This window comes from Thalassospira sp. UBA1131, assembly GCF_002311515.1.
In the GTDB taxonomy this organism is placed as follows: Bacteria; Pseudomonadota; Alphaproteobacteria; order Rhodospirillales; family Thalassospiraceae; genus Thalassospira.
In genome coordinates this window covers 12,669-22,723 of record NZ_DCAO01000048.1, presented here as the reverse complement: position 1 = coordinate 22,723, position 10,055 = coordinate 12,669, and the positions used below count along the sequence as shown (strand labels likewise).

General features: G+C 53.6%; 9 protein-coding genes and 1 pseudogene. 3 read left to right on the top strand and 7 right to left on the bottom strand.

Annotation, left to right across the window (positions count from 1 at the left end):
• Positions 1-197 (bottom strand): annotated as a pseudogene (locus B3Z49_RS07815) (GTP-binding protein); the annotation flags it as partial.
• Positions 198-731: 534 nt separating this feature from the next.
• Here B3Z49_RS07815 and B3Z49_RS07810 point away from each other — a divergent pair.
• Entirely contained in the window at positions 732-2,813 is a 2,082-nt protein-coding gene (locus tag B3Z49_RS07810; protein ID WP_296989643.1) for a sensor histidine kinase, read from the top strand.
• Positions 2,797-3,180, top strand: coding sequence for a hypothetical protein (locus tag B3Z49_RS07805; protein WP_296989640.1), 384 nt, complete (start codon positions 2,797-2,799; stop codon positions 3,178-3,180). The genes B3Z49_RS07810 and B3Z49_RS07805 overlap by 17 nt, the downstream gene beginning before the upstream one ends.
• A gap of 79 nt (positions 3,181-3,259) precedes the next feature.
• Here the strand turns inward: B3Z49_RS07805 and pheT are convergent, their stop codons facing one another.
• From pheT to rpmI, 4 genes are all read right to left on the bottom strand, one after another.
• Positions 3,260-5,668: a phenylalanine--tRNA ligase subunit beta gene (gene pheT, locus B3Z49_RS07800; RefSeq protein WP_296989639.1), complete on the bottom strand. Its 2,409-nt coding sequence runs from the start codon at positions 5,666-5,668 to the stop codon at positions 3,260-3,262.
• A gap of 4 nt (positions 5,669-5,672) precedes the next feature.
• Positions 5,673-6,743, bottom strand: coding sequence for a phenylalanine--tRNA ligase subunit alpha (gene pheS, locus B3Z49_RS07795; protein WP_296989638.1), 1,071 nt, complete (start codon positions 6,741-6,743; stop codon positions 5,673-5,675).
• Positions 6,744-6,857: 114 nt separating this feature from the next.
• A complete protein-coding gene (rplT, locus tag B3Z49_RS07790) occupies positions 6,858-7,214 on the bottom strand; it encodes a 50S ribosomal protein L20 (RefSeq protein WP_008888574.1) in 357 nt (118 codons plus the stop codon).
• Between the two features lie 17 nt (positions 7,215-7,231).
• Positions 7,232-7,429: a 50S ribosomal protein L35 gene (rpmI, locus tag B3Z49_RS07785; protein ID WP_008888575.1), complete on the bottom strand. Its 198-nt coding sequence runs from the start codon at positions 7,427-7,429 to the stop codon at positions 7,232-7,234.
• 253 nt (positions 7,430-7,682) lie between these two features.
• On the opposite strand from rpmI, the gene B3Z49_RS07780 reads away from it, so the two are divergent.
• Positions 7,683-8,633, top strand: a complete 951-nt coding sequence (locus B3Z49_RS07780; protein ID WP_296989635.1) for an AEC family transporter — start codon at positions 7,683-7,685, stop codon at positions 8,631-8,633.
• A gap of 64 nt (positions 8,634-8,697) precedes the next feature.
• On the opposite strand, the gene B3Z49_RS07775 is transcribed toward B3Z49_RS07780, so the two are convergent.
• Positions 8,698-9,102: a response regulator gene (locus tag B3Z49_RS07775; protein ID WP_008888577.1), complete on the bottom strand. Its 405-nt coding sequence runs from the start codon at positions 9,100-9,102 to the stop codon at positions 8,698-8,700.
• Between the two features lie 52 nt (positions 9,103-9,154).
• On the bottom strand, positions 9,155-9,670 hold the full coding sequence (gene infC, locus B3Z49_RS07770) for a translation initiation factor IF-3 (RefSeq protein ID WP_008888578.1): 516 nt from the start codon (positions 9,668-9,670) through the stop codon (positions 9,155-9,157).
• Positions 9,671-10,055: the final 385 nt, after the last annotated feature.

Sequence of the window (10,055 nt, the reverse complement as noted above, 5' to 3'; positions counted from 1 at the left end):
TATTTCAGCCGCACGGCCTGGGATTTGATGGTGATGCCACGTTCACGTTCGATATCCATCGAATCGAGAACCTGATCGGCCATTTCACGTTCGGTCAGGCCACCGGTCAACTGGATCAGGCGGTCGGCCAGGGTTGATTTACCGTGGTCGATATGGGCGATGATCGAAAAGTTACGAATGTTCTTAAGGTCAGTCATTTTTGGCTGCTTCTGGCACTAAAATTGGCTGGCATTTCGCCGCGTGGCACATTGTTTCGAAACGGTGTGATCACCAGATACCCGGTTGATACATAACGCGCAAATCGCATTCTTTCCAATATCCCCTGCCCCGTCAGCCAGCCAATTTCGGCAGCGACATCAGGCCTTATCGCATCACGGATGCGAAGGGGCATGATCGGAAAAACCAGCATTGCGTGATCATTGCATCGTTCGGGAAATCGGTTCTGATATATCCCGGATCAATCACCAGCGGGTTTATAGGGGTTTTTGCACGGAATTAGAAGCGTTGTGTTATGTTCACGGCGTCTGTGGATAACCTGCAGTCTGGCACGGCCATCACATGCCGGAACGTGATCACGTTAAGGGTCTTGGTCACGAGATGTCGGGTGCATCACAAAACAGGCCTTTAACGCTTACATTCATTTGTTTGCATACTTTTCAACCGCGCGAAAAGGTCTTAAATTTCAAGGTTGAGGAAACCATAACTCTGTCTGGCAGGGGCACGCCAATAACATGTTCATAATGTCAATCGAGCCATCCCTGTCCCGGCGCAGTCTTGTGAAGTTGCGCAAACGGCTTGCCGCCTTGACGCTGACGGGTGTTTTCGTCCTGCTGTTTTCCTTCTTCTTCATTCAGAAAACGCTTTATGACAGCGCGGTCGAGCACGCCAGTGCCCAACTTGAAGCAACCGCCTTTCGGTTGGGATCGATGTTGTTGCTTCATAATGACGTCGACCTGCAAAAGATCGTGGCGGACAATTCCGACATTACCGTTGGTCTGCTTGATAACCAGCTTAACCAGATCAAGGGCTTTATCCCGCCGCATCTGATCGGCGATCTGGGCGACTATATCAGTACCCAACAAACTGATCGCGATTCCCTTGTCTGTGTTCACAGCAGCGAAGTCATGGTTCTGGCCTATAGCAAACTGCCACAAATCGACCGGATCGTGGTGGCCTATACGCCGCGCAGCGCGCTTTTGAATAACTGGCGTGATGCTTTTATCCTGCACGCGCTGATGTTTGTCATGGCGATGACCATTCTTTGTGGCCTGGCGGTTTGGTTGTGGCATCGCCTTAAACGGCAGCACATGCGTGCCGCACATCTTGCCGAACATTTCAGCGATACGGAAAATACCTTGGCGGAATGCGGCTGTGCCGTGATCAGTTGGCCGGTGGAGACCACCGACGGAAAACTGACAGCACAACTGAACTGGCCGGAAATCCTTGGTCCGACAGCCGAAAACATCGAACCGACCATGACGGATTTTCTTGACCGGTTGTCATCGGAATCCCGCACAAAGCTTCGCGGACCGCTGATTGACAATATCTGGCAGGATGCCCGGATTGGCACCATGGTCGATATCCGCACAGCCAAAAACCAGATGCAGCGTTTCTATCTGATGGCGCATCGCTACAGCGAAGACAATCGGGAATTTATTTCGGTTTTGCTTCTGGAAACTGCGGCACAACAGGAACTGTGCCATCCGTTTGAAACCTACCTGCGCCATACGCCGGAACCAGCCATTGTGGTCAATCAGGACGGCATCCTTAAGGGGTTTAGCCCCGCCCTGGAAGAGCTGATGGGGTTGCCGGTGCATGACATCGTCAACAAACCTTTCTTTATGCTGTTCGTTCCCGAGGACCAACAAACCGCGATGACGGCCATGCGCCAGAAAAACGGCACTGCGACGATCAGTGATGGCAAATCAATCCTGCGCGTACTCGACCGCAAGGGCAATGTTCGCTGGCTGGCGTGGCATTGCGTGGGCCCGTTTGACGAGATGATCTTTTGCAGTGCGCGGGATGTAACGGAGTTTGTCGAAAATGCCAACAAGCTGCGCGACACACTTGATCAGCTCAAACGCAGCAACGAAGACCTCGAACAATTTGCCTATGTGGCATCCCACGATCTGCAGCAGCCACTGCGCATGGTCGCCAGCTATACGCAACTTCTCAAGCAGCGTTATAGTGGCAGCCTTGATCAGGAAGCCGACGAATATATCGACTTTGCCGTCGATGGTGCCAAGCGCATGCACAAGCTGATCAGCCATCTGCTTGAATATGCCAAGACCGGAACGCGCGAAGATTTCGCACCGATTGACTGCAATCAGGTGCTAAACGAGGCGCAGGCGGACCTCAAGGACGTAATTGGCCGTGAACATGCCACCATCACCCATGACGATCTTCCGACAGTCAAAGGTGACCGGATTGCCCTGTCGCGGCTGTTCCAGAACCTTTTATCCAATGCCATCAAGTATCGCCGCCCCGGCGTATCACCGCATATTTCCATTACGGTCGAACCTGACCCGGTGATGCGCGACCATTGGCGTTTTTCGGTGCGCGATAACGGCATTGGCATTCACCCCGAGCATGCACAAAGGATTTTCCGCCTGTTCCAGCGCCTGCATAAGGACGAGTTTTCTGGAACGGGACTTGGCCTGTCTATGTGCCGCAAAATCGTTGAACAGCATGGCGGCCGCNNGTTAGATGTTCAAGACCATGATCCTGTCCCGCCCTGTATTCAAATCTGTTCCGGTGATGCTGGCCCTTTTGGCGCTCAGCGCATGTGGATCGGACATGCGCACCATGAATGACAGCCACATGCAGAAACTGGCTTATTACTTCGCCGAACATGAACCGGGCGAGCCGCTGCCGCGGGGTTGGCGCCGGCTGGATGGTGCAGAAATCAATTACCGTTTTGCAAACGAAACATATGCCGTCTATTCAATTGACGAGGACGAGCAGATTCTTGTCATGCATCTTGATGACGATGGTACAGGTCGACTGGAAGCCGATGATGATCGTGAACGTTGCGAATGGAACAGCATGGTCGATCAGCTGACCATCGAATGCGACGACACCGATATGGAATGGCATGTCTTTACCAATGGGCCGGATCTGATCGCGCTTGATCTGGATGAGGACGAATACGCCATCCTGCGCAAACGCCCTGGTCGGTAAATTTGACCGATACCCCACAAACAAAACGGGCTGCACCAATGTTGGGCAGCCCGTTTTTATTCGTATCTTTGGCGAAAGATCAGGCGCGCAGAGAGCCACCCGTGGCTTTCTCAACCGCTTCGACAATCTTTTTGCAGACCGCTTCGATTTCTTCTTCGGTCAGGGTTGCCTTGGTCGGCTGCAGCGTGATCGAGAAGGCGAGTGATTTCTTGCCATCCTCAATCCCCTTGCCGGCATAAAGGTCAAAGATCGTCACATCCGTGATCATATTACGATCGGCACCTTTGGCGGCCTTAATGATCGCCTCTGCCTTCACAGCTTCATCAAGCAGGAAGGCAAAGTCGCGTTCGACCGACTGGAAGCTTGATGCGTTCAAGGCCGGACGGGCCGTGCCCTTCTTCTTGGGCATCGGTACGTTTTCAACAAACAGTTCAAACGCCACAACGCGGCCTTTGACGCCAAGCGCCTTAAGCACTTTTGGATGCAATTCGCCGAAATAGCCCAGAACATTTTTCGGCCCCAGCTGCAGGGCTGCTGAGCGGCCCGGGTGATACCATTCCGGTGCACCATCGGTATTGACCTGAACATTGGCGGCACTGGTACCCAGTGCTTCGATCAGGGCTTCGGCATCGGCCTTGACGTCAAAGACGTCGACATCACGGCGTGAACCGGTCCAGCTGCGCGGGGTTGTTGCACCGGAACGCAAGCCTGCGGCCACCAGACGCTGATCGCCCGGCTGATCGCCAAAGAATTCCGGCCCCACTTCAAACAGCGCAAGATCTGAGAAACCACGGGCCTGGTTACGACCGGCCGCCGCTATCATATTGATCAGGGCGTTCGGGCGCATGATATCAAGGTCGGAACTGATCGGGTTCGCCAGATACAGACCGTCTTTGAGTTCACCAAACAGTTTGGCCCAACGCGAGTCGGTAAATGACCAAGTCACGGTTTCATAAAGACCTCGCGATGCCAGAACGCGGCGGGTCAGACCAACGCGTTTCTGGAACGGCGACAAGGCCGGAACTGGCAAGCTGGTTTCACGTTCCAGCGGGACAGTCGGGATTTTGTCATAACCGACAATGCGCAGGACTTCCTCGACCAGATCGGCTTCACCGATGATGTCCGGACGCCAGGTCGGTGAGACGGCGTTAACGACAGGCGCAGAACCACTAACCTCGAAGCCCAGAGATTTCAGGATTTCAATCGCACGATCTGCTTCAACTGCAACGCCGCCCAGCTCACGAATACGATCAATGCGCAGATCAAAGGCGTTGCGCGGATTTGGTACTTCGCCCGCCTTGACGACATGGGATACTTCACCCCCGCAGATCTCGGTGATCAGATGGGTGGCAACTTCCATGCCCCAGGCAACCGACTGCGGATCAACGCCACGCTCAAACCGATAGCGCGCATCGGAATTGATCTGAAGCTTACGACCGGTCTTGGCAATGCTGATCGGATCAAACAGTGCGCATTCGACAAACACATTGGTCGTTTCTTCAAGGCAGCCAGTTTCTTCACCACCGATGATGCCACCAATACCCAGTGCCTTTGCCTGATCAGCAATCACCACCATGGAGTCGGAAAGTTCGTACTCCTTGTTATCAAGGGCTGCGATCTTTTCACCATTGGTCGCATAACGCACATTGATGTCGCCTGACAGTTTGTCGGCATCAAACACATGCAGTGGACGGCCAAGGTCATGGGTAACAAGGTTGGTGATATCCACCAGGGCGGAGATCGGACGCAGCCCGATGGCTTCCAGTCGGGCTTTCAGCCATTCCGGGCTTTCGGTGTTTTTTACACCGCGGATGTAACGGCCATAGAAGGCCGGAACCGCATTATTGGTGGCAATATCGCCGCTGATCGTAACGCCAATCGGGCTATCAAACGCACCAGTGACCGGCTCTTGTCGCGGATCGGCCTTAAGTGTGCCGATGCCCGCAGCCGCCAGATCGCGGGCGATCCCGCGGACACCGGTACAATCCGGACGGTTCGGGGTCAGGCCGATTTCAAGGATCGGATCATCCGTACCAAGGACAGAAGCAACCGGTGCACCGATTTCGGCATCTTCAGGCAGTTCGATGATGCCGTCATGGTCTTCACCAAGGCAGAGCTCGCGGGTGGAGCACATCATACCCTGGCTTTCGACACCACGGATCTTGCCCGGCTTCAGTTTTGAGCCATCAATCGGAATGATCGCGCCCGGCTGTGCCAGTGCGACCTTAAGTCCCGTACGGGCATTAGGCGCACCACAAACGACCTGAATGATTTTGTCACCGGTATTAACCCGGCAAAGCTTCAGGCGGTCAGCATCGGGATGCTGGCCGGCTTCTTCAATGTGGGCGACACGGATGTCGGCAAGGGCTGCCGCACGGTCGGTCACGCCTTCGATTTCAAGACCGATATCGGTCAGTTTTTCTGCAACCACCTCAATCGACGCATCGGTATCAAGGTGCTGTTTCAGCCAATTCAGTGTGAATTTCATTATCTCAGCCCCTTACCATATTCGGTACATCCAGCGGCACGAAACCATAATGTTTCAGCCAGCGCAGATCGGTATCGAAGAAGGTGCGAAGATCAGGAATACCGTATTTCAGCATGGCGATACGTTCGATCCCCATACCAAAGGCAAAGCCCTGATATTCTTCGGGGTCAAGGCCACAGGCGCTAAGCACGCGCGGATGAACCATGCCGCAGCCAAGAATTTCCAGCCAGTCGTCGCCTTCACCAATCTTGAGCTCCCCACCTTTGCGCGAACAACCGATATCCATTTCGGCACTCGGCTCGGTGAACGGGAAGAAGCTTGGACGATAGCGGACCGGCACATCATCAAGTTCGAAATAGGTTTTGACGAACTCAAGCAGACAGCCCTTGAGGTGACCCATATGTGTCTTCTTGTCGATCACCAGACCTTCGACCTGGTGGAACATCGGCGTATGGGTCATATCGCTGTCAGAGCGATAGGTACGACCCGGCGCAATGATGCGGATCGGCGGGGGTTTCGACTGCATGGTCCGAATCTGCACCGGCGAGGTGTGCGTTCTCAGCACAAGGCGCGAACCATCTTCCTGTTCGGGCAGATAGAAGGTGTCCTGCATTTCACGCGCGGGATGTTCCGGCGGAATGTTCAGTGCGGTAAAGTTATGGAAGTCGTCTTCAACATCAGGGCCTTCGGCCAGGGCAAAGCCCATTTCGCCAAAGATCGAGACGATTTCATCAATCGTCTGGCTGATCGGATGAATGCGGCCCGCGGTTTCATCCGGACGCGAGGACAGGGTGACGTCAATCCGCTCGCCCGACAGACGCGCCTCGAGGGCAGCATCCTCAAGGGCAGTTTTACGGGTTTCGATTGCGCCAGCGACCTGGTCCTTGACGGCATTAAGCGTCTGACCAAATTCACGACGCTGGTCAGGGTCCATCTTGCCAAGGTTTTTCATCAGGCCGGTAATGCGGCCTTTCTTGCCAAGGGCGCTGATGCGGACGTCTTCAAGCGCGGTCAGATCCGCTGCCTTTTCGACTTCCGCCAGAACCTCTTCGCGCAATGCTTCGATGTTTTCCATAACTTCCGACGCTTTGGCTTGGGTTTAAAAATCACAAAAAGAAAAGGGACGGCCAATATGGCCGCCCCTGATCAAATCAGGCAAGTGCCGATGAAACCTTTTTACAAAGGTTTATCAGTCCAGTGCAGCCTGCGCCTGGGTGACCAGAGCTTTGAAAGCTTCCGGCTCACGCACTGCGATGTCGGCAAGAACCTTACGGTCCAGTTCAACACCAGCCTTTTTCAGGCCATTCATGAACTGGGAATAGCTCAGACCGTTCTCACGTGCGCCAGCGTTGATACGCTGAATCCAGAGCGAGCGGAACTGGCGTTTCTTAACGCGACGATCGCGGTATGCATACTGCAGACCTTTTTCCACAGCCTGAACGGCGGTGCGGAAAGTATTGTTGCGGCGGCCGCGGTAACCCTTGGCAGCCTTAATAACCTTGCGGTGACGAGCGTGTGAAGACACGCCCCCTTTTACACGAGCCATTTAACTCTCCTTCAACCTTAACCGTACGGCAGGAATTTTTTGACGATGCGGGCATCTGCGTCACAGAGGATCTCCGTGCCACGTGCCTGGCGCTTCATCTTGGTCGGTTTCGCAGTCAGAAGGTGGCGCTTGTTTGCCACGTTGTGACGGACTTTTCCGCTGGCGGTCAGGCGAAAGCGTTTTTTCGCACTCGCTTTGGTCTTCATCTTGGGCATTTTTCTATCCTTGCAAAAGCAATGAAAACGAAATCCCCTACGGCGGCTGGGCATGCCCTGAAGGATCTATATAAACCTTCCAGCCTCACCACCTGTTTTGGGGACGGGTGGTTATAGACTCCGACTTAACCTTTTTCAAGGGCCAATTCAGCCCTTTCCCCTTGCTTTTTGGGACATTGAGCCGCCATTGTGCGCAGGCACCACTTTTTCAGACCCAATCCATCATCGCGCATTTTGCCATCTGACTGATCACATGTCGCAAATCACATCAATCATTTTGCCATTCTTTGCACTGATCGGCCTTGGCTGGATTGGCGGCAAGTTCAAGATCGTATCACCCGACGGGATGCGCGGCATCAACGGCTTTGTGTTCTATTTTGCGCTGCCCGCCCTGTTGTTCAAGGCACTTGCAACCCGAAGCCCGTCAGAGATTTGGCAGCCTGACATCATCCTCGCCTATGGCGGCGGTACTCTTGTGGTTTATGGCATTTCGCGGCTCATCGCCTCGCGCGTGTTCCATCTTGATCCAGCCAGCCAGACGCTGTTCTCCTTTGCCGGCACCATGGGCAATGTCGGCTTCATGGGGCTTCCGCTGATCATCGGGTTGCTTGGCCCACTGGCGACTGTGCCGCTGATTGTAGCGCTTGCAGTTGATTTGATTGTGATGCTGCCGCTCTCCCTTTTGTTGCTGGAAGGGACAAAGCACGCAAAGGGCAGCCATCCAACAGGCAAGATCATAAGAGGCACCCTGACCAACCCGGTTGTGCTTGCAATCATCATCGGCGTGCTTGCAAGTTTGCTTAATCTTGATTGGCCCGACGGCGTTGACTACTTGCTGGACTTGTTGGGGCAAAGTGCAGGTCCGGCGGCATTGTTTGCCATTGGCGTTGCGCTGGTTGGGCGACCGATTGCCGAAAAGCGCGCCGAACTTGCCACCATGTCGGTTGCCAAACTGATTGTGCACCCCATTGCAGTATTTATCGGGTTTTGGATTGTTGGCTCAGCAAGCGGGCTTGAAACAAAAGCCGTCTTATTACTGGCAGCTCTTCCGACAGCGGGAAATGTGTTCGTGATAGCAACGACTTATGACCGCTATATCGTACGAAGTTCCTCGATCGTGCTGGTAACCACCGCACTTGGCGTGGTCAGCTTCTCTATGTTCTCGGTCTATATTGAGACGATTGTCGGGTGGCTTGGCCAGTAAAAGGGGCACAACAACCTGAGATCAGAAAGAATGGCCGAAAACACAATTAGGCTTCAGGCAACGGTCAGATTGCGGTCTTGATGGTATGTGCCCGACCGATCCATTTTTCGATTCGGCTCATAAGCTTTTCACGATTGATCGGTTTCAGCACGAAATCATTGCCGCCGGCGGCAACACCACCCCGCAGGTCTTCTTCACCTTGTCGCGCCGTGACATAAATGATTGCACAGGCCAGATCGGGAAACTGGGTCCGGACATTGATCGCGGTCTCGAACCCGTTCATGTCAGGCATCATGATATCCATCAGAATGATGCGCGGACGTTTGGTCTTGAGAAGTTTAAGAAGATCCTTGCCAGAGGAAACACCCTGAAATGTGAACCCACCGCTTTCGACGATTCGTTTCAGAAGAACCAGACTTTTGGGGTCATCATCGACGCCCACGATCAAAAGATCATTTCCGACTGGCATGGCATTCCCTCTTTGGCTTGAACCTTGGGGTAAAAAGGCAAAACGCCGCGTCTTAACGCGGCGCCAATACCATAATCATAACACGGCCTTCCATCTTTGGCATCATCTCCGGTTTTGCGAGATCCTCAAGGTCCCCCGAAAAACGCTGGAGCATGCCAAGACCGAGGTCCTGGTGAGCCATCTCACGTCCGCGGAAACGCAACGTGACTTTCACCTTGTCTCCACCGCCAAGAAACTTCTGCGCAGCACGCAGTTTGACGTTGTAGTCATGGATATCGATGTTCGGACGGAGTTTGATCTCCTTGACCTCGATAACCTTCTGTTTCTTTTTGGCCTCGTTCTGCTTCTTGCTTTGTTCGTATTTGAACTTGCCGTAATCAATCAGCTTGCAAACTGGCGGCTCGGCATTCGGAGCGACTTCGACAAGATCAAGTCCAGCTTCCGCTGCCATTTCAATGCCTTCACGCACCGTCATCGGGTCGGACATGTTGCCTTCAGAGTCAACAACACAGATGGAACGGGCTTTGATATCCTCATTGACGCGCGGACCTTCCTTGGTCGGCTGCATCGGTTTGCGTGGTCGTGCTATGGATAATCTCCTATGGTCATCAAACAAATCGGTTAGAAACAGAAAAACACGCAAGGACGTTCAGGGATGTTTTCCTTGAAACCTGACCTAGCATATCCACGTGCGTTCAGAAAGCAATGATTTTAGGCAATTACAGCGCCCGCAAAGCGCCATTTTCCGCGCCTTTGTCCGAGATCGCCAAATTACACTGAAACCTGAATTTTTAGTCGGTCAAATCGAGACGTTCGCGAATGACTTCCATCACCCGGTTAACGGTGAGTTGGCGCAGATCACTCTCGCGTACAATACTGACTGCATTCGGCCCATGACCGCGTGGCGCACTGAGTTTCGGATCTGAGTCACGCGAAAACAATACAACTGATGG

What these genes read in the sequence shown, in the direction of transcription:
- B3Z49_RS07805 (WP_296989640.1), top strand. Translation starts at nt 2,797, where the DNA reads ATGCGCACCATGAATGACAGCCACATGCAGAAACTGGCTTATTACTTC.
- pheT (WP_296989639.1), bottom strand. Translation starts at nt 5,668, where the DNA reads ATGAAATTCACACTGAATTGGCTGAAACAGCACCTTGATACCGATGCG.
- pheS (WP_296989638.1), bottom strand. Translation starts at nt 6,743, where the DNA reads ATGGAAAACATCGAAGCATTGCGCGAAGAGGTTCTGGCGGAAGTCGAA.
- rplT (WP_008888574.1), bottom strand. Translation starts at nt 7,214, where the DNA reads ATGGCTCGTGTAAAAGGGGGCGTGTCTTCACACGCTCGTCACCGCAAG.
- rpmI (WP_008888575.1), bottom strand. Translation starts at nt 7,429, where the DNA reads ATGCCCAAGATGAAGACCAAAGCGAGTGCGAAAAAACGCTTTCGCCTG.
- B3Z49_RS07780 (WP_296989635.1), top strand. Translation starts at nt 7,683, where the DNA reads ATGTCGCAAATCACATCAATCATTTTGCCATTCTTTGCACTGATCGGC.
- B3Z49_RS07775 (WP_008888577.1), bottom strand. Translation starts at nt 9,102, where the DNA reads ATGCCAGTCGGAAATGATCTTTTGATCGTGGGCGTCGATGATGACCCC.
- infC (WP_008888578.1), bottom strand. Translation starts at nt 9,670, where the DNA reads ATGCAGCCGACCAAGGAAGGTCCGCGCGTCAATGAGGATATCAAAGCC.